The organism is Streptomyces sp. BBFR25 (assembly GCF_044590125.1).
Lineage (GTDB): Bacteria > Actinomycetota > Actinomycetes > Streptomycetales > Streptomycetaceae > Streptomyces > Streptomyces canus_D.
Map to the genome: position 1 here is coordinate 2,178,034 of NZ_CP172447.1, position 21,399 is coordinate 2,199,432.

At 72.9% G+C, this 21,399-nt stretch carries 20 protein-coding genes; 4 read left to right on the forward strand and 16 right to left on the reverse strand.

Translation table 11 applies throughout. The features are described 5' to 3' along the window. Positions 1 to 5: 5 nt before the first annotated feature. Positions 6 to 581 (forward strand): SigE family RNA polymerase sigma factor, encoded by a 576-nt coding sequence (locus ACGH52_RS09880; protein WP_076973759.1) that lies wholly within the window; start codon positions 6 to 8, stop codon positions 579 to 581. Further along, positions 578 to 1,255: a hypothetical protein gene (locus tag ACGH52_RS09885; protein WP_399938636.1), complete on the forward strand. Its 678-nt coding sequence runs from the start codon at positions 578 to 580 to the stop codon at positions 1,253 to 1,255. Before ACGH52_RS09880 ends, ACGH52_RS09885 begins: the two co-directional genes overlap by 4 nt. A gap of 12 nt (positions 1,256 to 1,267) precedes the next feature. On the opposite strand, the gene ACGH52_RS09890 is transcribed toward ACGH52_RS09885, so the two are convergent. The 14 genes from ACGH52_RS09890 to ACGH52_RS09955 form a co-directional block, all read right to left on the reverse strand. Continuing rightward, positions 1,268 to 2,065, reverse strand: a complete 798-nt coding sequence (locus ACGH52_RS09890; protein ID WP_399938638.1) for an HAD family acid phosphatase — start codon at positions 2,063 to 2,065, stop codon at positions 1,268 to 1,270. 116 nt (positions 2,066 to 2,181) lie between these two features. Further along, the gene (locus ACGH52_RS09895; RefSeq protein ID WP_399938639.1) at positions 2,182 to 3,312 is read right to left on the reverse strand and encodes a pectinesterase family protein; all 1,131 of its coding nucleotides are present in this window, start codon (positions 3,310 to 3,312) and stop codon (positions 2,182 to 2,184) included. Positions 3,313 to 3,387: 75 nt separating this feature from the next. Next, positions 3,388 to 4,719, reverse strand: coding sequence for a polysaccharide lyase family 1 protein (locus tag ACGH52_RS09900; protein ID WP_399938641.1), 1,332 nt, complete (start codon positions 4,717 to 4,719; stop codon positions 3,388 to 3,390). A 40-nt stretch (positions 4,720 to 4,759) separates the two neighbouring features. Continuing rightward, positions 4,760 to 5,560, reverse strand: coding sequence for a rhamnogalacturonan acetylesterase (locus ACGH52_RS09905; RefSeq protein ID WP_076973763.1), 801 nt, complete (start codon positions 5,558 to 5,560; stop codon positions 4,760 to 4,762). 132 nt (positions 5,561 to 5,692) lie between these two features. Further along, the gene (locus ACGH52_RS09910) at positions 5,693 to 7,051 is read right to left on the reverse strand and encodes a sugar ABC transporter substrate-binding protein (RefSeq protein ID WP_076973764.1); all 1,359 of its coding nucleotides are present in this window, start codon (positions 7,049 to 7,051) and stop codon (positions 5,693 to 5,695) included. A gap of 94 nt (positions 7,052 to 7,145) precedes the next feature. Next, on the reverse strand, positions 7,146 to 8,714 hold the full coding sequence (locus tag ACGH52_RS09915; protein ID WP_399938643.1) for a family 43 glycosylhydrolase: 1,569 nt from the start codon (positions 8,712 to 8,714) through the stop codon (positions 7,146 to 7,148). Then, positions 8,711 to 9,556, reverse strand: coding sequence for a PmoA family protein (locus tag ACGH52_RS09920; protein ID WP_121702844.1), 846 nt, complete (start codon positions 9,554 to 9,556; stop codon positions 8,711 to 8,713). The genes ACGH52_RS09915 and ACGH52_RS09920 overlap by 4 nt, the downstream gene beginning before the upstream one ends. After that, positions 9,553 to 10,710, reverse strand: a complete 1,158-nt coding sequence (locus ACGH52_RS09925; RefSeq protein WP_121702843.1) for a Gfo/Idh/MocA family protein — start codon at positions 10,708 to 10,710, stop codon at positions 9,553 to 9,555. Before ACGH52_RS09925 ends, ACGH52_RS09920 begins: the two co-directional genes overlap by 4 nt. After that, positions 10,707 to 11,606, reverse strand: coding sequence for a carbohydrate ABC transporter permease (locus ACGH52_RS09930; protein WP_059301830.1), 900 nt, complete (start codon positions 11,604 to 11,606; stop codon positions 10,707 to 10,709). The genes ACGH52_RS09925 and ACGH52_RS09930 overlap by 4 nt, the downstream gene beginning before the upstream one ends. Further along, positions 11,603 to 12,538 carry a carbohydrate ABC transporter permease gene (locus ACGH52_RS09935; protein WP_059301829.1) on the reverse strand — a complete coding sequence of 312 codons (936 nt, stop codon included), beginning with the start codon at positions 12,536 to 12,538 and terminating at the stop codon, positions 11,603 to 11,605. The genes ACGH52_RS09930 and ACGH52_RS09935 overlap by 4 nt, the downstream gene beginning before the upstream one ends. Positions 12,539 to 12,640: 102 nt before the next feature. Next, a complete protein-coding gene (gene araD / locus ACGH52_RS09940) occupies positions 12,641 to 14,371 on the reverse strand; it encodes an L-arabinonate dehydratase (RefSeq protein WP_076973768.1) in 1,731 nt (576 codons plus the stop codon). After that, positions 14,368 to 15,276 carry a dihydrodipicolinate synthase family protein gene (locus ACGH52_RS09945; RefSeq protein WP_076973769.1) on the reverse strand — a complete coding sequence of 303 codons (909 nt, stop codon included), beginning with the start codon at positions 15,274 to 15,276 and terminating at the stop codon, positions 14,368 to 14,370. The genes araD and ACGH52_RS09945 overlap by 4 nt, the downstream gene beginning before the upstream one ends. Continuing rightward, a complete protein-coding gene (locus ACGH52_RS09950) occupies positions 15,273 to 15,941 on the reverse strand; it encodes a GntR family transcriptional regulator (protein WP_076973770.1) in 669 nt (222 codons plus the stop codon). Before ACGH52_RS09950 ends, ACGH52_RS09945 begins: the two co-directional genes overlap by 4 nt. 194 nt (positions 15,942 to 16,135) lie before the next feature. After that, a complete protein-coding gene (locus ACGH52_RS09955) occupies positions 16,136 to 16,735 on the reverse strand; it encodes a TIGR03086 family metal-binding protein (protein WP_399938647.1) in 600 nt (199 codons plus the stop codon). A gap of 141 nt (positions 16,736 to 16,876) precedes the next feature. On the opposite strand from ACGH52_RS09955, the gene ACGH52_RS09960 reads away from it, so the two are divergent. Further along, on the forward strand, positions 16,877 to 18,133 hold the full coding sequence (locus tag ACGH52_RS09960) for an MFS transporter (protein ID WP_399938649.1): 1,257 nt from the start codon (positions 16,877 to 16,879) through the stop codon (positions 18,131 to 18,133). Here the strand turns inward: ACGH52_RS09960 and ACGH52_RS09965 are convergent. Both ACGH52_RS09965 and ACGH52_RS09970 read right to left on the reverse strand, forming a co-directional pair. Beyond that, on the reverse strand, positions 18,126 to 19,298 hold the full coding sequence (locus tag ACGH52_RS09965) for a hypothetical protein (RefSeq protein ID WP_399938651.1): 1,173 nt from the start codon (positions 19,296 to 19,298) through the stop codon (positions 18,126 to 18,128). The two genes, ACGH52_RS09960 and ACGH52_RS09965, sit on opposite strands and share 8 nt — an antisense overlap. Next, the gene (locus tag ACGH52_RS09970) at positions 19,295 to 20,245 is read right to left on the reverse strand and encodes a 5-dehydro-4-deoxyglucarate dehydratase (RefSeq protein WP_399938653.1); all 951 of its coding nucleotides are present in this window, start codon (positions 20,243 to 20,245) and stop codon (positions 19,295 to 19,297) included. Before ACGH52_RS09970 ends, ACGH52_RS09965 begins: the two co-directional genes overlap by 4 nt. A gap of 206 nt (positions 20,246 to 20,451) precedes the next feature. On the opposite strand from ACGH52_RS09970, the gene ACGH52_RS09975 reads away from it, so the two are divergent. Next, positions 20,452 to 21,261 (forward strand): NAD-dependent epimerase/dehydratase family protein, encoded by an 810-nt coding sequence (locus tag ACGH52_RS09975; protein WP_399938655.1) that lies wholly within the window; start codon positions 20,452 to 20,454, stop codon positions 21,259 to 21,261. Positions 21,262 to 21,399: the final 138 nt, after the last annotated feature.

Sequence of the window (21,399 nt, forward strand, 5' to 3'; positions counted from 1 at the left end):
CCGCCGTGAGGACAGCCGCCGACGACGACGCGTCCGCGGAGTTCCACGCCTTCTTCGAACGCCACTACGCCGAACTGGCCCGGCTCGCCCACCTGCTGACGGGCGAGCCGGACGCCGCCGACGACCTCGCGGCGGACGCCCTGCTGGCCCTGTGGCACCGCTGGGACCGGGTCCGCGCGGCCGACCACCCGGTGGCGTACGCGCGCGGTGTCGTCGCCAACCTGGCCCGCACCCGCGTCCGCACCGCCGTGCGCGAGCGCAGACGCGTCGCCCTGTTCTGGTCGCAGCGCGCGGAACGGGCCGAGAACCCCGACGTCGCGGGCGTGGTGGACGTGCGGGAGGCGCTGCGCCGGCTGCCGTTTCGCAAGCGGGCGTGCGTGGTGCTGCGGCATGCCTTCGACCTCTCCGAGAAGGACACGGCGCTCGCCCTGGGCGTCTCGGTGGGCACGGTCAAGAGCCAGACGTCGAAGGGGGTGGCCGAACTCCAGCGGTTGCTCGGCACCCGGGCGGCACCGCCCGCCCCCCGGCAGGTACGCGCGGCGATCGCGCGCAGCGGTGAGGCCGCGGGAGGGACCCGGTGACCGGGCGGCGGGACGTGGACGAGGAGCTGCGCGCCCGGCTGCACGAGGCGGCCGGGGCGCACCGGCCCGACCGGGCCCGGATCCTGGCCCGGGTGGAACGCGGCACGGCGGCCGGGAACCGCGGACCGGCCGCCCGCCCGCGGCTGCCGGGCTGGGTGCGGGTGGCCGGTGCGACGGCGGCGGTCGCGGGCGTCCTGGTGGCCGGTGGCTACACCGTCGCCTCGGCGGTGCGGGACGACGTTCCCGCGCAGCGCTCGGTCACCACCCCGCCCGGGCCGCGGAAGCCCGGCCCGCTGTGGTCGAGCGGCGCGGTGGACCCGCACAGCAACGAGTTCTGGGCGCAGAGCAACATCACCCTCGGGACGAGCACTCCGCTCACCGCGCTCACCGTCGAACTGCGGGTGGCGCAGACCGGCTCGGTGACCTCCACCGGGGCGTGGCGGTCCCTGCCCGAGGACGACTTCACGTTCAGCCTCGACGAGCGGGACGGCTTCCTCGTCTACCGGTGGACGCTGCGGCGGGGCCGTACCGTCCCGCCCGGCGAGTGGATGTTCGCCGGGCAGTACAACCACGAGCGGGGCGGCCGGGACGCGGGCGGCGACCGCTACTCGGCCGCGGCCGCCGCGGCGTCCGGCCCCCTCTCGGTCCGGGGCGGCTTCACCCCGGGCGGCTGAGCGGGCGGGCCGCTACTCGACGAAGTACGTCGGGTTGGGCAGCTTGTACGTCCGGTCCGCGTAGCCGCCCTGGAGGTCGGAGTACTGGTCGCCGAAGTTGGCGACGATGTCGTACCCGAGGTCCCGCTCGATGTGGCGGCGGGTGCCCGCCTTGTACTGCACGGTGGTGCACTTCCAGGTGCCCGGCGTGGCGCAGTGGTCCAGGTAGGAGGGCGGGTTCGCCTTGTCCTTCAGGAACACGTGGCCGGTGTCGAGGTTCACGTCGGCGCCGACCTTCTTCAGGTTCTCGACGGCGGCGGCGCGCTGCGCCTCGCCCAGACCGGAGTTGTAGAAGACCTCGACGCCCTTCGTCTCGGCGTACCGGGCGAGTTCGGGGCTGCCGGGGACGGCCGGGCGGTCGGCGCGGTCGACGTAGGCGGCCCAGGTGGCGCCGTCGTAGCCGTAGTTGTTCTTCTTCTCGTAGTCGAGGCTGAGCAGCAGCGTGTCGTCGATGTCGAAGACGATCGCGGGCTTGGTGTGCCGGTGGTGTGCCGCGCGGGCGGCCCGGTCGATCTGCTGCTTCGCGGCGGCGTCGAGGCGGGCCAGGTCGGCGGCGTACGGGCTGTCCGGGGACGCCTGGTAGACGCCGTCGGCGTCGAGCGTGGTGCCGTAGTAGGCGTCGATGTCCTTGGCCAGCACTCCGATGTTGTACGGCTCGTGGGTGGAGTTGGCCGTCGACTGGCCGGCGGTGGCGGCGCCCGTGCCGTACAGGACGGCACCGGCGACGGCACAGGCGGCGGTGACGGTCGCGATGCGCAGTGGTTTATGCATGACACAGGTTTCTACGCGCGTCACCCGGGTGGGCGCGAGACCCGTGGCCGGATTCGCGCCCCTAGAGCCGGCAAAAATCGCGTCAAGCGAGTCAAGTGCGGGGAACGGCGGGCCGCTCAGCGCCGCCGGTCGTACGGCCGCCAGTCGCCGAGGTACGCCTCCCGGGTGTGCGCGGTGGCCTCGGCGCGGGTGAGCTGCGGCCGGTTCTCCGGGACGGTGGTCGCGGCACCGGGGCCGGTGTTGCGGTACTCGCGGAACCGCTGCTCCTGCCACGGGTGGGCGTCCCGCATGTTCGCGTACGGCGCCACCGCGTCAAGCCCCGCGCCGAGGTGGGTCTCGCGCACGGTGAGCATCGGGCGGGCGGTGGTGTCGGAGCTGGGCACCCAGGGGCGGGCCAGCTTGTAGTAGCCGTCGGGGGCCTCGCTGCTGACGCGGCCGCCGACCACCAGGTAGCCGCGCGGGTTGGCGCCGGCCGTGGACGGCGCGAACACGAAGCCGTAGGGGGCGGCGTCGAGGTCGGGGCGGACCAGGGTGCGGAAGTGGCACCGCTCGTACACCGCGGTCGCCCGGCCGAAGACGAAGTCGACGTCGCCCTCGACGTAGCAGCGCGCGTAGTACTGGCGGGCGAAGAGGCCGAGGTCACGGGTGTCGGCGTAGAGGGTGTCCTGGTGGCCCAGGAAACGGCAGTCGTGGAAGGCGGACCGGTCGCCCATGACCTTGATCGCGACCGCCTGGGTGCCGGTCCAGTCGGGCCGGTCGGCGCGCAGCCAGTCGTTGGCGAAGGTGATCGCGCGGGCGGTGAAGCCGTCGGCGCGCACGGTGGTGGTGGCCGATCCGCTGGTGCCGAGGGTGCCGGAGCCGTCCGGCTTGGGAGTGCCGGCCGCGTTGTCGTACACGATGACGACGTCGCGCGGGTCCCCGGAGGCGCCGAGCCAGGTGGCCCCGGTGCGGTCGGCGTCGACGGAGACCGTCTCGCGGTAGGTGCCGGGGGCGAGGACGAGCGTCCAGCCGTCGCCCCCGGCGGCGTCGACGGCGGCCTGGACGGAGGTGAAGTCGCCGCGGCCGTGCGGGTCGACGTACAGGGTCTTCGGGGTGCGGCGGGCGGCCGGTGAGCCGTACCGGCCGAAGGGGCGCGGGTGTGTGCGGGGGTCGGCGAGGGCCGGACCGGCTGCCGCGAGGCCGAGGGCGGCGCCCGCGCCGGCGGTCGCCAGGAGGAAGCCTCTGCGGGACGGGGCGGGTCGGTGCATACGGATGCTCCTTCGGGTACGGGCGGGGTGGGCCGGGGCGGTGCGGGCGCCCCGGCCCGGTTCGCGGGACGGGGGTCAGCGCAGCCGGCCGGCGCCCGCGCCGCGGTCGACGACGAAGGGGACCGCCCGGGACGGCAGGACCTTGGTGCGCAGGGTGGGCGTCCAGCCCGCGCCGGAGCGGAGTGCGGCGTCCGGGTTCTCGGCGTTGTGGGCCGCGATCAGGTCGGTGGTGCGGCCGTTGACCCGGTTGTGGGCGGCGCTGAGCGGCGCGTCGTTCCAGCGCTTGAGCACCTTCGCGGGGCCGACCCCGGCCGGCAGGGTAAAGGCGTTGTGCTCGGCGACGAGCGCGGACTCCTTGCCGACGCCGAAGCTGTAGGCGTAGTCGTTCGAGGCCACGAAGTGGTTGTTGTAGACGTCGACCTGGCCGAAGCGGACGCGGGGCGCGCGCTCGACGAGGTTCTTGAACAGGTTGTGGTGGAAGGTCGTCTTCAGGTGGCCGCGGTCGACGGCGGCGGTGGACTCGCTGTCGCTGTTGCCGATCAGGACGGTCTTGTCGTGCTCGGTGAAGACGTTCCAGGACGCGGTGACGTAGTCGGCACCCTTCACGATGTCCAGCTGGCCGTCGTGCTGCTGGTAGAGCATGCCGAAGTAGGTGGGCGCCGCGCTGTCGGGATGCTCGCCGTCGGTGAAGGTGTTGTGGTCCAGCCACACGTGCGTCGACCCGTACACGACGGCGCTGTCGTACTCGGAGTTCCAGTTGCCCCGGTCCCCGTCCGTCGGGTCCCACTGCGGGAAGCAGTCCACGGGGCTCTCGAAGGTCAGGTTGCGGACGATGACGTTGTCCACGTCCTTGATCTGGAGGCTGGCGCCCTTGAGCGCGGCGCCCCGGCCGACGCCGATGATGGTGGTGTTGGAGGGGACGTTCGCCTTGATGGCCCGGTCCTGCTGTGCGGCGGAGGCGCGGCGCAGGCCCTCGGGGCTGTCGTCGGGCTCGGCGCTCAGGTCGGTCTCCCTGCCCCAGGTCTCCGGGGCGTACTTCTCCAGGTAGGCGTCGAAGTCGTAGCCGGGCGCGGCGAAGGCCTCGCAGCCCTCCGAGACGGCGTCGACGGTGCCCTTGACCTTGATGATCCGCGGCGCGGTGCCTTCGACGGCGAGGGCGGCCCTGAACTCGGCCCAGGTGGAGACGGTGTACACGTGCTCCGCGTCGGCGGCGGCCCCGCCGGTGGTGCCGGTGCCGTGGGAGGCCCAGCCGTCGTTCGCGGGCAGCGTCTGCCGGGCGGTGTCCCGGGGGTGGTGGCCGGGGCGGGCCTGCGCCGTGGCCGCGGTCAGACTCAGCACGAGGGCGGTGCAGCCGACTAGTGCGGCCGCGCTCTTTGTGGCATGCCCATGCCATCTACGGGTGCTCATGGTGCGGCTCTCCCTTGTTCTCGGGGTGGTGTGCGGGGTGTTACGCGGCGGCCGGTGCGGGCCAGCTGATCCAGGACTCGGGGATCTCCTCGTCCAGCCGGCGCACGTCCCGGTGCGCCAGTACGCGCCCGCGCAGCAGTTCCCGGGCGACGAGCCGGGCGAGCGCGATCGCGCCCGGCGGATTGAAGTGGGTGTTGTCCTGCTCGGTGGCGGTCCAGTTGAAGTACGCCTTGGTCCCCTCGACGCCGAGCCGCTGCCACAGCGCGAGCGACAGCGCCTGTACGTCGAGCAGCGCCACGCCCTCCTCCCGCGCCAGCGCCCGCATCGCCGCCGGGTACTCCCCGTGGCTCGGCACGGCGTTCCCCTCGGCGTCGAACCGCCGCCGCTCGACGGGCGTGGCCAGCACCGGCCGCGCGCCGCGGGCCCGCGCACCGTCGACGTACATCCGCAGGTGGTCCTGGTACGTCGTCCAGGGCTCGGTGTGGCGGGCGGGGTCCTCGTCCTTCTCGTCGTTGTGCGCGAACTGGACCAGCAGGAGGTCACCGGGCCGGATCGCCCCGAGGACGACGTCGAGCCGCCCCTCGTCGACGAAGCTCTTGGAACTCCGCCCGTTCACGGCGTGGTTGGCGACCTCCAGCTCCTTGCGGAGGAAGAAGGGCAACGCCATGCCCCACCCGGTCTCAGGCGCGGCGTCGGAGTACTTCTGCGCGGCGGTGGAATCACCGGCGACGAAGAGGGTGCGGGGACGGCGTCCGCCGGCGTGGGCGGTGCCGGTGGCGGCGAACGCCAGGGGAAGGGAGGAGACGGCGGCTGCGGTGACCTGTCTTCGGCTGAGTGACACGCCGGTCTGCCTTTCAGTAGGGAGTGGGGCAGTCCCCCCAGGGGCGCGGGGAACTGCGCGACGAGCCACAGGCGGCCCGCGGCCCGCAACGAACGACGGACCGCCCGCGGCGAAACCCGGAACCGGAGCCGACTAACCCATCTGCTCCGTCCACTCGCCCTGCGCCTCGTTCAGCTTCTCGGCCAGCCCGTCCAGGAAGTCCTTCGGGCTCATGTCACCCAGCAGCACCTTCTGGAACGCCGGCTCACTCTCCGACTTGGACAGCGTGTTCCAGTCCGGCAGGTAGTACGGCAGCTGCACGATGGTCGTGGACCCGTCGTTCAGCGCCTGCGCCGCCAGCTTCGTCGGCTCCGCCTTCTGGATCCACGCGTCGTTCGCGGCCTCCGTGTTGGACGGCACCTGCCCGGCCGACTCGTTGAACTTCGAGTTCTGCTCCTTCGACATGGCGAACTCGATGAACTTCCAGGCGGCCTCCTTGTTCTTCGAGCTCTTGAACATGCCGAGCCCGTCGACGGGGTTGGACACCTGGACCCGCTTGCCGGAAGCGCCGACCGGCTGCGGGATGCCGCGGAACTTGTCGACGCCGAGCGCCTTCACGTGGTCCTGGTAGGAGCCCAGGTTGTGGTTGAGCATGCCGATGGTGCCGGTGTCCCACTGGGCGACCATCTTGGCGAAGTCGTTGTTGACGTCGGCGGCCGGTGTGGCCTTCTTGTAGAGCGCCGCGTACTTCTCCAGCGCCTCGACGTTCTTCGGGTCGTTGACGGTGGTCTTCTTCTTGTCCGCGTCCCAGAACGAGGTGATGCCGGACTGCCCGTACATCGCGTCGAAGGCCTGGGCGATGGATCCGGAGCCGCCGCGGATGGTGTAGCCGAACTCGTTCTTGCCCGTGGCGGTCAGCTTCTCGGCGGCGGCGTAGAACTTGTCCCACGTCGTCGGCGCGTCCAGACCGGCCTTCTCGAACAGGTCGGTGCGGTAGTAGAGGACGCCGTTGTTGGCGGAGGTCGGCATCGAGTAGAGGGTGCCGTCGCCGCCGCCGGCGGCCTTCAGGGACTCGACCATGTCCTTGTTGAGCTTGCCGCTCAGGGGGGACTTGGTGAGCCGCTCGTCCAGCGGCTCCAGGGCGCCCTGGGCGGAGAAGCCCGCGAGCATCGACGCCGTGACGCCGCCGACGTCCGGCAGGCCGCCGCCCTGGATGGCGGTGTCGACCTTGGACTGGTACTCGGTGGCGGCGATCCCGACGTACTCCACGTCGATGTCCGGGTTCGCCTTCTCGAAGTCGGCGATGATCTCCTTCCAGACGGCGGTACGGATGCCGCCGTTGTTGTCCCAGAAGACGATCTTCCCCTTGCCGCTGCCCTCGGCCCCCTTGTCGCCGCCCGCCCCGCTGCCGTCGTCACCGCAGGCGGTGGCGGTCAGCGCGAGCACCGCCCCCAGGGCGACGGCGGCGGACGTCCGGCGCCCGACTGTGCCTTTGTCTCTGCTGCTGAACATGCTGATCCTCATGGGTCGGCTCTCTTCTTCCGGGTCTGCTGGATCTGCTGGATCTGCTGGGTCCGACAAAGCGGTGGAACGACAACGTGGGGGTTCAGTGGGTCCGGTGGGGCCCGACGCGGAACCGCGTGAACGTGGCGGTACCGGCGTGTCCCTGACCGGCGGGCGCGAGGGCGAACAGGCCGAGCAGTGCGCCGACCCAGCGCCAGGGCGTGGCGGCGAACTCCCGGCCGACGGGATGCGGGCCGTCGCCGGGACCGTCGTCGCCGAGGTCGTAGGAGAAGCGGCAGCGTGCCCCGGGGACCGTCTCGATCCGCAGCCGGGCCCGTCCTCCGGGTGCGGGGCGGGGCCGGTCGGCGTCCCGCTCGGCCTCGGCCACCGACTCGGCGAACCGGTGCACCAGGTGCACCGTCCCGTCGGCGTCCCGCTGGAGCCCGATCCAGCGGTAGGCGTCGCCGAGCACCGCGAGCCCGGCCCGCGCTCCGGGTTCCTCGCCGTCCAGGCGCAGCTCGACCTCGATCACCGAGGGCTCGCCGGGGAAGCGCTGGGTGAGGACGCTCGGCAGCAGGCGCAGGTCGTGCGCGTCGGCCGAGCGGACGCAGGTCAGGCGGAGCCCGTCCGCGGCGTGCTGGGTGGCCCAGCCCTCCCGGGGGTTGGCCGTCCACGACCACTGGCGGCCGAACCGTCCGCCGGGGAAGTCGTCGTCGGTCGCGGGCGCGGCGGGCGGCTGCGGGGGCAGCGCGGGGCGCGGGTGCGTGGTGACCGGGGCGCCGTCGTCGCCCAGGACCGGCCAGCCGTCCGAGCCCCACCGCATCGGCTGGAGGTGGACCACCCGCCCGTACGCGCCGCGCTGCTGGAAGTGCAGGAACCAGTCCTCGCCGGACGCCGTGCGCACCCAGCCGCCCTGGTGCGGGCCGTTGACGTCGGTGTCCTTCTGCTCCAGGACGACCTTCTCCTCGTACGGTCCGAAGAAGTCGCGGGAGCGGAAGGCGCCCTGCCAGCCGGTCTCCACCGATCCGGCGGGGGCGAGGATCCAGTACCAGCCGTCGTGCCGGTAGAGCTTGGGGCCCTCCAGGGTGAACCAGCCGGGGAGCCGGTCGGCGTCGACGATCACCTGGCCGTCGTCGAGGAGTCCGGTGCCGTCGGGGCGCATGCGGTGGCCGGTGAGGCGGTTCTTGATCCCGGAGCGGGAGCGGGCCCAGGCGTGCACGAGGTACGCCTCGCCGGTCTCCTCGTCCCACAGGGGGCAGGGGTCGATCAGGCCCTTGCCCGCCTTGACCAGGTGGGGCGCGGTCCACGGGCCCCGGATGTCGGGGGCGTTGACCTGGAAGACGCCCTGGTCGGGGTCGCCCCAGAAGATCCAGAAGCGGCCCGCGTGGTGACGCAGGGAGGGTGCCCACACGCCGCAGTCGTGCCGGGGCCGTGCGAACTCCCGCTCGGGTTCCAGGCGCTCCAGGGCGTGCCCGACCAGGGTCCAGTCGACCAGGTTGCGGGAGTGCAGGAGGGGCAGGCCGGGGACACGGCCGAAGCTGGACGCGGTGAGGTAGAAGTCGTCGCCGACGCGGACGACGTCCGGGTCGGACCAGTCGGCGTTCAGGACGGGGTTGGTGTACGTCCCCGCGGTCCCGGGGGCGGCCCCGGGGTCGGTCTCGGCGGCGGTCACGGGCTCACCGCCTTGCGGACGAGGGCGGCGGCACCGCCGGCGTCGAGACGGCCGTCGGCGACGACGGTGACGATCCGGCGGACCAGGGTGTCGCCCGGGGCGACGGTCACCCGGTCGTCGTGGGCCAGCGAGGAACCGACGCCCGGGTACTCCTCGGTGCGCACGAACCACGGGTCGCGCCGGGTGCGTCCGGTGGCACCGGCGAACACCAGCGACCAGGTCTCCCCGGTGAGTGCGAGCCAGTCGGCGCGGCCGCCGTGCACCTCGCGCTCGCCCTCCCGGTCGGCGGTGAAGACCCTGGGCGCCACGCTCTCCTTGCGGGCGCGCCAGAAGAAGCCGCCGTAGGCAGCGCCGGGGCGGCCGTTGGTGGCGGGGCTGCCGATCGTGAGCGGGTCCGGGGTGACGTTGGTGAGGGAGAAGGTGAAGTCCAGCGCCCAGGCGGTGCCCGTCAGTTCGGTGGCCGCGACCGTGCGGCGCTCGCGCAGCAGTTCGGTGCCCGCGGCGATCCAGCGCAGTTCCTCGACGAAGCCGTCGGGGTCGCTGAGCTGGAAGGCGGTGTGCCGCTGGGTGCCGTGGTTGTCCAGCTCGGTCGGCCCCCGGTCGCGGACGAAGGTGCGCCCGCCCCAGAAGTTGTGCCCCTCGACGTCGGGAACGGCGACACCGACGCCGAGGTGATGGAGGTGGTCGGCGGGGCTGAACTCGGTGACGGCGGTGCCGGCCAGGGTGGTGACGGGGTGCAGGTAGGGGCGTGGCGAGAGCCGGTACGGCAGCTCGGGCCGGGTCACGTACCGGGCGACGGGGCGGCCCGCCACGCGCAGCACCGGGGAGTCGTTGCCGGTCATCGGGTGCTCACCTCGTGTCGTGGGTGCTCGGTGCGCGGCGCCCAGGGCGCGCCCAGTTCGGAGTAGAGGGACAGGGTGTCGGCGGCGGCGGCCACGAAGGCGTCGACGCCGGGGACCACGCGGCGCCCCTCGCCGGGGACACGGCGCCAGGCGGCGGCGGGCAGCGGTTCCGGGTCGGGGGCCCGGCGGATCGCCTCGACGACCCGCATGAAGGCGCCCGTCTCGTCCGGCGGGACCAGCAGCGGGGCTCCGGTGGCGAGGTGGTCGACCAGGTTCTCCAGCAGGTCGGTGCGGCCGTGCTGGAACTCCTCGGGGCCGTGGCCGCCGCGCTGGAGCAGGACGCGGTCCTGCTTGTACCAGAAGGTGACGCGGCCGCCGGAGCCGTGCACCAGGACGTACGGCTCGTCGGCCCGCTCCGCGCACAGGGTCGCGGCGACGGTGACGCGGTGCCCGCGCGCGGTGTGGATGCGCACGCAGGAGGTGTCGTCGGCCTCGATGTCGTTGGCGTGGCTCAGCTCGGTCTCGATGCCGGTGACGTCCTCGGCGCGGGCGGTGCCGCCGAGTGCGAGGGCGGTGGCGACGGCGTGCGCCAGCGGGTTGGTCAGCGCGCCGTCGATCACGTCGGCGCCGTTCAGCCGCCGCTTGCCGGACCAGGGTGCCCGGCGGAAGTAGGCCTCGTCACGCACCCACGCCCCGGCCCCGCCGACGCCCACGACCTCGCCGATCGCGCCCTGGGCCACCAGTTCCCGGATGGCGGGGACCGCGTGCGAGCCCAGCGACTGGAACCCGATCTGGCAGGCGACGCCGGTCTCGGCGACCCCGTCGGCCATCCGCCGGAACTCGGCGTACGACGGCGCCGGGGGCTTTTCGAGCAGCAGGTGCACACCCCGGCGGGCGGCGGTCAGGGCCAGGTCGGTGTGGGTGGGGATCGGCGTGCAGATCACGGCGATCCGGGCGCCCGTGGAGTCGAGCAGGGCCCCGAAGTCGGCGGACTGCTCGGGGAGTTCTCCCCCGGCCTCCTGTTCGGTCAGCGGGGTCAGCTCGCACAGGCCCGCCAGCCGGACCAGTCCCGCCCGCTCCAGGCGGCGGATGTTGGCCACGTGCCAGCGGCCGTGACCGCGGGCACCGGCGAGGACGACGGGAACCCGGCTCATCCCTTCACCGCCCCCGCGCTGAAGCCGGTGATCAGCCACTTCTGGATGAAGGCGAAGACGATCACGACGGGGACGGCGGCGACGATGCCGCCGGCGGCGAGCGCGCCGAGGTCGACGCTGTCCGCGCTCATCAGGGAGTTGAGGCCGACCGGGATGGTCTGCTTGTGCTGGTTGTTGAGGAACATCAGGGCGAACAGGAAGTGGTTCCAGGAGTGCACGAAGGCGAAGGAACCCACCGCGATCAGGCCCGGCCGCAGCAGCGGCAGTACGACGATCCTGAAGGCCCGGAACCGGCCGCAGCCGTCGACCCAGGCGGCCTCCTCCAGCGAGTACGGCACGTTCTTGATGAAGTTGCTGATCAGGATGATCGACAGCGGCAGCTGGAAGACCGTCTCGGCGATGATGACGCTGCCCAGCGAGTTGATCATCTGGAGCCCGGCGAAGATCTCGAACAGCGGCACCAGGAGCAGCGCGCCGGGCACGAACTGGGAGCAGAGCAGGGCGAGCATGAAGACGCGTTTGATCTTGAAGTCGAACCGGGCGAGGGCGTAGCCGCCGGCCAGCGCGACGAGCGTGGTCATCACCAGGGTCGCGAGCCCGACGTACACGCTGTTCTCGAAGTAGGTGCCGAAGCCGCGGTCGGTCCACACCTTCTCGAAGTGCTCGGTGGTCATCGGCCAGGGCACGAGCGAGGTCGAACCGGCCGGGCGCACCGCGAAGAGCAGGATCCAGTAGAACGGGATCAGGGTGAAGACCAGGTAGATCCCGAGCGGCAGGTAGATCTGCCAGCGGGGGACCTCGTCCCAGGCCGGGCGGTGCTTCTTCGGCGCCCGCGGCGGTTCGTGGTCGGTCCGCGCGGGCGCGGGGGCGGGCGCGGTGGCCTCCTTGGTGATCACTTGTTCTCGCCTCCGAACTTGCTCAGCCGCAGGTAGACGATCGAGCAGAAGAGCAGGATCACGAACGCGACCGTGGTGAGGGCCGACGCGTAGCCGAAGTCGTGGGCGTCGACGCTGGTGTTGGCGATGTACAGGGGCAACGTCGTGGTCTCCCCGGCGGGTCCGCCGCCGGTCAGGGTGTAGAGCAGGTCGACGTTGTTGAACTCCCACACCGCGCGCAGCAGCGTGGACAGGATGATGGCGTCCTTCAGGTGCGGCAGCGTGATGTGCCAGAACTGCTTGAACCGGCTCGCCCCGTCGACCTCGGCGGCCTCGTACAGGTCCTTCGAGACGGACTGGAGGTCGGCGAGGATGAGGATCGCGAAGAAGGGCACGCCGCGCCAGAGGTCGGCGACCACCGCCGCGGAGAACACCGTCGAGGTGTCGGAGAGCCAGCTGGTGCCGTACGAGCCGATGCCCATGTCCGCGAGGTAGCGGGTCACGCCGGTCTGGGAGTTGTAGAGCAGCACCCAGATCGCGGAGGTCAGGACGCCGGAGACCGCCCAGGGGGAGAAGACCATGGCCCGCCCGATGCCCCGGCCCACGAAGGTCTGGTTGACGATGAGCGCCAGCGCCAGGCCGAAGAGCAGTTGCAGTCCGACCTCGACGAAGACCCACTTCGCGCTGAAGACGAGGGTGTCCCAGAAGATCGGGTCGTCGGTGAAGATCTTGACGAAGTTGTCGAAGCCCGCGAAGCCGTTCCGCCACGGCTTGGTGGGGTTGTACTCCTGAAGGCTGTAGTAGAAGACGCTGATGACCGGGTAGGCGATGAAGCCCAGCATCAGCAGGGCGGCCGGTCCGATCAGCAGGTACGGGAGCCTGCGCGGCGTGGCCGAGGCACGGCGCCGCCGGGGTGGCGCGGGCGGTTTCGCCACGGCTGCGGCTTGGGCCATGACAGTTCTCCGTTCTAGTACGTCTGCGTGGTGCGGGGGCGGTACAGGAAGCGCTTTCTCGACGGGCAGGGCTGTGCGGAGGCGTTTCGGGTCGTACGGGGTTCAGCCGGCGTACGGGTCCCGCACCTTGCCCGGGCGGGCCAGGAACTCGAAGTCGCAGCCGGTGTCGGCCTGGGTGATCTGTTCGTTGTAGAGCGCGCCGTAGCCCCGCTCGTAGCGGGCCGGCGGTGGTGTCCAGGCGGCCCTGCGGCGTTCCAGCTCCGCGTCGTCCACGTTGAGCCGGAGGGAGCGCGCCTCGACGTCGAGGGTGATGGAGTCGCCGGTGCGCACCAGGGCGAGCGGTCCGCCGACGTACGACTCGGGGGCCACGTGCAGCACGCACGCGCCGTAACTGGTGCCGCTCATCCGCGCGTCGGAGATCCGGACCATGTCCCGCACGCCCTGCTTGAGCAGGTGGTCGGGGATGGGCAGCATCCCGTACTCGGGCATGCCCGGGCCGCCCTTGGGTCCGGCGTTGCGGAGCACCAGCACGCTGTCGGCGGTGATGCCCAGGTCCGGGTCGTTGATGGTGTGCTGCATGGTCCGGTAGTCGTCGAAGACGACGGCGGGACCGGTGTGCTCGAGCAGGTGCGGCTCGGCGGCGATGTGCTTGATGACGGCGCCGTCCGGGCAGAGGTTGCCGCGCAGGACGGCGACCCCGCCCTCGGCCGCGACCGGGTTGTCGCGGGTCCTGATGACGTCGTCGTGGTGGACGAGGGCGCCGTCGAGCTGTTCCCGCAGGGTGTCGTGGGAGACGGTGGGCCGGTCGAGGTGGAGCAGGTCGGTGATGCGGGAGAGGAAGCCGGGCAGCCCGCCGGCGAAGTGGAAGTCCTCCATCAGGTAGGTCTGTCCGCCGGGGCGGACGTTGGCCAGCACCGGGACGGTGCGGGCGATGCGGTCGAAGTCGTCGAGGGTGAGGGTGACGCCCGCGCGGCCCGCCATGGCGATCAGGTGGATCACGGCGTTGGTGGAGCCGCCGAGGCCGAGCACGGTGGTGACGGCGTCCTCGAAGGCGTCGGCGGTGAGGATGTCGCTCAGTTTCCGGTCCCGGTGGACCAGTTCGACGATCCGCATCCCCGCGGCGGCGGCCATCCGGTCGTGCCCGGAGTCGACGGCCGGGATGCTGGAGGCGCCCGGGACGGTGACGCCGAGGGCCTCGGCGGCGGCGGTCAGGGTGGAGGCGGTGCCCATGGTCATGCAGTGGCCGGGCGAGCGGGCCAGGCCGCTCTCCAGTTCCTGCATCTCGCAGTCGCCGATGAGACCGGCCCTCTTGTCGTCCCAGTACTTCCACATGTCGGTGCCGGAGCCGAGGGTCTCGCCGCGCCAGTGCCCGGGGAGCATGGGCCCGGCGGGGACGAAGACGGCGGGCAGGTCCACCGTGGCGGCGCCCATCAGCAGGGCGGGCGTGGACTTGTCGCAGCCGCCCATCAGCACGGCGCCGTCGACCGGGTAGGAGCGCAGCAGCTCCTCGGTCTCCATGGCGAGGAGGTTGCGGTAGAGCATCGGGGTCGGCTTCTGGAAGGTCTCGCTGAGCGTGGAGACCGGGAATTCGAGGGGGAAGCCGCCCGCCTGCCAGACTCCCCGCTTGACCGCCTGGGCGCGGTCGCGCAGGTGGACGTGGCAGGGGTTGATGTCGGACCAGGTGTTGAGGATCGCGATGACGGGCTTGCCGAGGTGCTCCTCGGGGAGGTAGCCGAGCTGGCGGGTGCGGGCGCGGTGGCTGAAGGAGCGCAGGCCGTCCGTGCCGTACCACTGGTGGCTGCGCAGCTCTTCCGGGGACTTCCTGGGGGTCATATCGACCACCCCGCGGCGATGGCGGCGACCTCGGCGCGTTCGCTCTCGGGCAGCGGCTTGCTCGGCGGGCGGACCTCCCGGCGGCACAGGCCGAGCGAGGCGAGGGCCTCCTTGACCACGGTGACGTTGTTGGCGGAGCCGTTGGCGGCGCGCAGTTCCTCGAAGCGGCGGATCTGCTCCCAGACCTTCATGGCGGCCGGGTAGTCGCCGGAGCGCAGCGCCTCGATCATGTTCAGCGAGACGGCCGGGGCGACGTTCACCAGGCCCGAGGTGAAGCCGGTGGCTCCCGCGCTGAAGTACGAGGGCGCGTACGGCTCGGCGAGCCCCGCGACCCAGACGAAGCGGTCGAGACCGGCGTCGCGGGCGAACGCGGCGAACTTGGCGGCGTCGGGGACGGCGTACTTCACGCCGATCACGTTGGGGCAGGCGTCGGCGAGGTCGGCGAGGCGGGCGCCGGTGAGCTGGGCGTTGCGGATGTAGGGCACGACGCCCAGTTCGGGCACGGCCTCGGCGATGGCGCGGTGGTAGTCGACCCAGCCGCCCTGGGAGACGTAGGGGTGGACGGGCTGGTGCACCATCACCATGGAGGCGCCCAGGTCGCGGGCGTGCCGGGCGGAGGCGACCGCGGTCGGCACGTCGTGGCCGACGCCGACCAGGATGTCCGCGCGCTCGCCGGTCTCCTCGATCGTCAGCTCGGTGACGAGGCGGCGCTCGGCCGGGTCGAGTGCGTAGAACTCGCCGGTGTTGCCGTTGGGGGTGAGGGTCGTGATGCCACCGTCGAGGAGACGACGCAGCAGGGCCCGGTAGGTGGCGGGGTCGACGGTGCCGTCCTCGGCGAACGGGGTCACCGGGATCGCCACCACGTCGGCCAGGGCCGCCCGCTGGGTCTCGAACGTCGCTGTCATGCCGGACCGTCCTCTTCCTGGGCCGGGGTCCCCGCTTCGGGGAAGGCCCGCTCGACGAAGGACGCGATGTGCGCGTGCAGGGCGCGGGCCGCGCCGTCCGCGTCACCGGCGAGGGCGAGGCGCAGGATCTCCTGGTGCTCGCCGGCCTCCCGCTCCCAGGAGGGGTCGGCGGCCCAGGCGACCGCGGAGACCAGGGCCGCCTGGTCGCGGACCTCGTCGAGCATCCGGCCCAGCAGCGGGTTGCCGCACGGCAGGTACAGGGCGCGGTGGAACTCGCGGTTGGCCAGCGACCGTTCGGCCGTGTCCGTGGCCCGGTCGGCCTGGGTGAGGGCGTCCCGGGCGGCGTCCAGGGAGGCACCGCGGCGCACGGCGCGCTTGAGGGCCTCGGGCTCCAGGAGCAGCCGGACGTCGTAGACCTCGCGCGCCATGTCCGCGTCCACCATGCGCACGGTGACGCCCTTGTACTGGCTGTTCACGACCAGTCCGGTACCGGCCAGCGTCTTGAGCGCCTCGCGCACCGGTGTCTTGGACACCCCGAACTGGGCGGCGAGGTCGGTCTCGACCAGGGCCTGGCCGGGCGTCAGCCGGCCGGTGAGGATGCGGCGTTTGATCTCCTCCAGCACGTACTGCGTGCGGGAGGGGATCGGCGTGGGCACAGAGGTCATGCGCGCCTCTCGGAATCTCGCGTCGGATGCGCGGCAGATCTCGGACATCAGACCTCGGTCATCAGATCCCGACATCAGATCTCGCGTATCGCGTCTCATATATGACGTACGGAGTACGACGCGTTGAAGGTAAGAGGGGCGCGCGGCGGCGTCAATGCTTCTGACAAAGGAAGTTGTGTCGGTGCCCGCCTTCGTCAGGCGGTGCGGGACCAGCCCGGGTCGCGTCCGCTGAGCCCCACGGCGCGCTCCAGCAGCGGCGCGTCGGCGGGCACGGCGATGACCGGCCCGAACATGCCCTGGTCCCGTTCGCTCTCCTGCGCGGCGGCGGCGAGCAGCCCGTGCGCCGCCTGGAGCGCGGCCGCGTCGGGGGTGTACTCCTGGCCGGTCGCGCGGGCCAGGTCCCAGCCGTGGATCACCAGTTCGTCGGCGACGACGGCACCGGCGACCTCGCCGGGCAGGTCGATGCCACCGGCCCGGGTCATACCGGTCCACGCCTGCGGGTCGCGCCACGCCTCGGCGAGTTCCCCGAGCGCGGCGGCGAGCTGCTCGCGCCAGTGGGGCCCGATGTCCGGCACGGACGCCTCGGGGCTGGTGTTCGTGGTGGGCCCCAGGTCCTTGCGCGCGGCGTCGCGGAAGGCGACGGCGAGACCGGTCAGGTGGCCGAGCAGGTTGCGCACCGCCAGGTCGGGGCAGGGCGTCGGGTCCGCGAGCCGGTCGTCGCGCACACCGTCGGCGAGGCGGGTGAGGATCCGCGTCTGCGGTCCCAGGTCGAGCATGGTGGTCTCGGCGGTCATCGACTGCTCCTCGGGATGTGCGTGGCCGGCTCTCTCGGAAGGTGGACTCATCGCGCCCGCGAAACTCATCGGCCGCCGGGCTCGGCACTAGGGCACCTGCCCGATGCCCGCGTCCGGGCCTTAGGCCCACGCTGACCAGGTATGACGAAGGCAGGAACGAGGAAATCCGCGGGGCCGGACGGCTCCTGGCCCGTCGTCCGCGTCGTGCGCGATCGCGAGGCGGGCCTGTATCTCGCCGGGGTGGTGGTGTCCGGCTTCGGCACCTCGGCGCTGTGGCTGGCGGCCGGCGTGTGGGTGAAGGACCTCACCGGCTCGGACGGGCTGGCGGCGCTGTGCATGCTCGCGGTGTGGGCGCCGACGCTCGCGGGCCCGGCGCTGGGCACCCTGGCGGACCGCGTCCGCCGCAGACCGCTGCTGATCGCCACGAGCCTGCTGATGGCCTGCCTGCTGCTCACGCTCTTCGCCGTGGACTCACGGGACACGCTGTGGCTGCTCTTCGCGGTGCTCTTCGTGTACGGCGCGGCGGGCGTCGTCCACGACGCGGCCGAGTCGGCGCTGGTGGCCGCCGCCGTCGACCCGGGGCTGCTCGGCGACTTCAACGGCCTGCGCATGACCGCGGGCGAGGGCATGAAGCTGGTGGCGCCGCTGGCCGGGGCCGGGCTGTACGCGGCGTACGGCGGACCGGGCGTGGCGCTGCTGGACGCGGTGACGTTCGTGCTGGCCGCCGGCGTGTACGCCGCCCTGCGGGTACGGGAGGCGGCACCGGAGCGCCCCGCGGCGAACTGGCGGCACCGCACGGCCGAGGGCGCCCGGTACCTGTGGGGGCACCGCGGCCTGCGTCCGTTCGTCCTCGCGGGCGGCGTCACGATGCTGTGCGCGGGCGTCAACGGCGCCACGGTCTACGCGGTCGTCGACGCCCTCGGGCACTCCCCCGCGTACGCCGGTGCGCTGTACGCGGTCCAGGGGGCCGGGTCGGTGGTGGTGGGGCTGCTCGCCGGACCGGCCGTCCGGCGCCTGGGCGGACGGCGCTTCGCGGTCGCGGGGATCGCCCTGTTCGCGGTGGCGGTGGCGGCGCGGGCGGCACCGTACGACGCGGTGGCCCTCGCCTCCGGTGCGGCGATCGGCGCCGGGCTGCCCGCGGTGCTGATCGCCGCCCTGACCGCCGTCCAGCGCGAGACGCCGGGGCCGCTGCTGGGGCGGGTCGCGGCGACGGCCAACTCCCTGGTCTTCACGCCCAACGTGCTCGGTCTCGCCGCGGGCGCGGCCCTGGTGGAGCTGACCGACCTGCGCCTGCTGCTCCCGGTCGTGGGTGCGGTACTGCTGGCGACGGCAACGGCACTGGCGCCCGCGCGGAAGCCGACCGACCGCCCCGGACCACGTCGGCCGCACCTCACGTGAGGGCCGCAAGCCCCGCCCGTACCTCCTCCAGGTCCCCGTCCGACGCCAACCCCGCGTGGTACAGCCGCAGTTCCGTGGCCCCCAGGTCGCGGGCGCGGGCGGCGTCGCGGGCGAGGGTGCGGGGGCTGCCGCCCATGCCCGAGACCACCGTGAGGTTGGCGGCGAGGACGGCCCCGGCCGCGGCCTGCTCGGCGAACGGCGTCAGCAGGCCCGCGCCGCCCGTGCAGGGGACGACCACGCCGTCCGCGACGGAGAGGATGTGCGCGGGGTCGACCCCGGCGTTGGCGCCGCAGTGGTAGGACACGGGGTCGGCGTGCAGCAGGACCTGGAAGCCGTCGGGCGCGGCCTCGCGGACCGCCGAGACCGCCGCCTCCTGGAGGGTGCGGGCCCGGTCGTCCCGCCACGCGCGCGTGGCGTTCGCGGGCGCCGCTCCGAGGAGCTTCTCGACGCCCGCCCAGCCCCCGTCCGAGGGCGCCGCTCCCCGCCACACCGGCTCGAGGGCGGTGCGCACGGCGGCGGCGAGCGCGTCGGCGTCGAGGCCCTGGCCGCCGTAGCCCGCCGCGCAGTCGGGGCAGAAGCACAGCGACATCAGGTACTGCCCGGCGTCCCCGAGGGCCACCCCGCCGGTCTTGTCGTGGGCGTGCAGGTGGGCGAGCCCGTACCAGCCGAGCGACTCCAGTTCCGTGCCGTGCGCCCCGGGCCGCACCGCCGCCTCGGCGGCCAGGGCGGTGAGGTACGCGCGCGTGGCGGGCCGCGCGATGCAGGGCGCCCAGGGGTAGCGGTCGCCGTAGGCGTTGACGACGCAGGTGTGCGGGTGCTCCGCGCCGAGGCGGGAGTTGTGGGCGAGGACGACCCAGGTGTGCACCTGGAGGCCCGCGTCCGCGAGGGCGGCGGCGGCCTCGCCGTAGGCGTCGCCGGGCGCCCAGTCGCCCGCCTCGTACGGGCGCAGGTCGCGGCCCTCCCAGCGGGCGGCGTCGGGCGGGTAGAGGACGGCGGCGTGCTCGGCGGTGACGACGCGGTGGCGCGGGTGGCGGGGGGTGAGGGCGCGGGTGGAGTGGTAGGCGGCGGCGAGCGTCACCTGCGCCACACCGAGGTCCGCGACGCGCGCGGGGGCTTGTGGGTCGCCGTTGACGTCCCAGGGGTAGACGAACGCCGACGCCTTCACCGGCCGACCCCTTCCCCAAGCAGCGCCTGACCCCGCTCGATGATCCGCGCGAGCTGCTTGACGTGCTCCTCGGCGGGTTCCTCCAGCGGCGTCCGCACCTCCCCCACGTCCAGGCCGCTCAGCCGTACGCCCGCCTTGACCAGGGCGACGGCGTACCCGCGGCCCCGGGCGCGCAGTTCGACGAACGGCCGGTAGAAGCCGTCCAGCAGCCGGTGCACCGTGGTGTCGTCGCCCTCGCGCAGCGCCCGGTGGAAGGCGAGGGCGATGTCGGGGGCGAAGCAGAACACGGCGGACGAGTAGAGGGTGACGCCGAGCGCGCGGTAGGCGAGCTGGGTCTGCTCGGCGGTCGGCAGTCCGTTGAAGTACAGGAACTCCTCGCCGGGCAGCTCCGTGCGCACCGCGCTGACGGTCCGCTGCATGAGGTCGAGGTCGCCGAGTCCGTCCTTGAGGCCGACGATGCCGTCCGTGCGGGCCAGTTCGACGACGCTCGACGGGGTGAACACGGCGTTGTCGCGCTGGTAGACGATCACGGGCAGCGCGGTCGCGGCCGCCACCTCCCGGTAGTGCCGCACCAGTCCCTCCTGCCCGGCGAACACCAGGTAGGGCGGCATCGCGAGCAGCCCGTCGGCCCCGGCTTCCTCGGCGAGGCGGGCGTAGCGCACGGCGAGGGCGGTGCCGTAGCCCGCGCCCGCGAGGACGGGCACCCGGCCCGCGCTCTCCTCGACGGCCGCGCGGACGCAGGCCGAGAACTCCTCGGGCGTCAGGGCGTGGAACTCGCCGGTGCCGCAGCAGGCGAAGACGGCGGCGGCACCCGCCTCGATGCCGCGGCGCACATGGGTGCGGAAGACGTCCAGGTCGAGTCCGCCGTCGGGTCCGTACGCCGTGACGGGGAAGAACAGCGGGCCGCTGGGCGCGGTGAGCCGAGCGGCGAGAGGGGCTGAGGTCACGGGCGCTCCCCATTCCATATCTATGACCTGTGTCTACATTTCTGAACGCCACCACGCTAAGCCGCCCCGCGAACACCGTCAAGCAGGCGCCCTCTTGACGCCCGACCACCCGCTCCTTAGCGTGTCCACGCATCTGAACGTGAGGCACACACCGGCACGCGCGTACGCGCACGCCACCCCTGCAGACCGACCTAGGAGACCCGAGGATGCCCGCTCCCCGCACCGTCCTGCTCACCGGCGCCGCCGGCGGCCTCGGCACCCTGATGCGGGAACTGCTCCCCGGCCACGGCTACGAGCTGCGCCTGCTCGACCTGCGCCCCATCGAGGACGAGCCGGACGCGATCGTCGCCGACCTCGCCGACCGGGACGCCCTGCGCGAGGCGGTCCGGGGCGTCGACGCGATCATCCACCTCGCGGGCATCTCCCTGGAAGCCCCCTTCGAGAAGATCCTGAAGGCCAACATCGAGGGCACGTACCACCTGTACGAGGCCGCCCGCGAGGAGGGCGTCGGCCGCATCGTCTTCGCCTCCTCCAACCACGCCGTCGGCTACACCCCGCGCCCGCAGGGCGACGACCCCCTCATCCCCATCGAGACACCGCGCCGCCCGGACACCTTCTACGGCCTGTCCAAGTGCTTCGGCGAGGACCTCGCCCAGCTCTACTGGGACAAGCACGGCATCGAGACCGTCTCCGTCCGCATCGGCTCCTGCTTCCCCGAGCCGACCAGCGTGCGCATGCTCTCGGTGTGGATGAGCCCCGCGGACGGCGCCCGCCTCTTCCACGCGGCCCTCACCGCCGAGAACGTCGGGCACACCGTCGTCCACGGCTCCTCCGCCAACACCCGGCTGTGGTGGGACCTCACCTCCGCGCGGGCGCTCGGCTACGAACCCCAGGACGACTCCGAGCCGTACGCCGACAAGCTCCTCGCCGAGCAGGGCGACCTCGACCCCGGCAACCCGGCGCACGCCCGCCTGGGCGGCCACTTCGTGACCGACCCCCCGATCTGGCCGTACTGACCGGAAGACGACCCCGCACCACCCTCGAAGAAGCGGACGGGCACCGAACGGGCCCGTCCGCTTCGGCATGCGGGCATCCGCACTGCCCGTTCCCACCCCGCCCCGCGCTGCGCCCCAGGTCCGAGACGGGCACCCGGC

What these genes read in the sequence shown, in the direction of transcription:
- ACGH52_RS09890 (WP_399938638.1), bottom strand. Translation starts at nt 2,065, where the DNA reads ATGCATAAACCACTGCGCATCGCGACCGTCACCGCCGCCTGTGCCGTC.
- ACGH52_RS09895 (WP_399938639.1), bottom strand. Translation starts at nt 3,312, where the DNA reads ATGCACCGACCCGCCCCGTCCCGCAGAGGCTTCCTCCTGGCGACCGCC.
- ACGH52_RS09900 (WP_399938641.1), bottom strand. Translation starts at nt 4,719, where the DNA reads ATGAGCACCCGTAGATGGCATGGGCATGCCACAAAGAGCGCGGCCGCA.
- ACGH52_RS09910 (WP_076973764.1), bottom strand. Translation starts at nt 7,051, where the DNA reads ATGTTCAGCAGCAGAGACAAAGGCACAGTCGGGCGCCGGACGTCCGCC.
- ACGH52_RS09920 (WP_121702844.1), bottom strand. Translation starts at nt 9,556, where the DNA reads ATGACCGGCAACGACTCCCCGGTGCTGCGCGTGGCGGGCCGCCCCGTC.
- ACGH52_RS09925 (WP_121702843.1), bottom strand. Translation starts at nt 10,710, where the DNA reads ATGAGCCGGGTTCCCGTCGTCCTCGCCGGTGCCCGCGGTCACGGCCGC.
- ACGH52_RS09935 (WP_059301829.1), bottom strand. Translation starts at nt 12,538, where the DNA reads ATGGCCCAAGCCGCAGCCGTGGCGAAACCGCCCGCGCCACCCCGGCGG.
- araD (WP_076973768.1), bottom strand. Translation starts at nt 14,371, where the DNA reads ATGACCCCCAGGAAGTCCCCGGAAGAGCTGCGCAGCCACCAGTGGTAC.
- ACGH52_RS09945 (WP_076973769.1), bottom strand. Translation starts at nt 15,276, where the DNA reads ATGACAGCGACGTTCGAGACCCAGCGGGCGGCCCTGGCCGACGTGGTG.
- ACGH52_RS09950 (WP_076973770.1), bottom strand. Translation starts at nt 15,941, where the DNA reads ATGACCTCTGTGCCCACGCCGATCCCCTCCCGCACGCAGTACGTGCTG.
- ACGH52_RS09955 (WP_399938647.1), bottom strand. Translation starts at nt 16,735, where the DNA reads ATGACCGCCGAGACCACCATGCTCGACCTGGGACCGCAGACGCGGATC.
- ACGH52_RS09960 (WP_399938649.1), top strand. Translation starts at nt 16,877, where the DNA reads ATGACGAAGGCAGGAACGAGGAAATCCGCGGGGCCGGACGGCTCCTGG.
- ACGH52_RS09975 (WP_399938655.1), top strand. Translation starts at nt 20,452, where the DNA reads ATGCCCGCTCCCCGCACCGTCCTGCTCACCGGCGCCGCCGGCGGCCTC.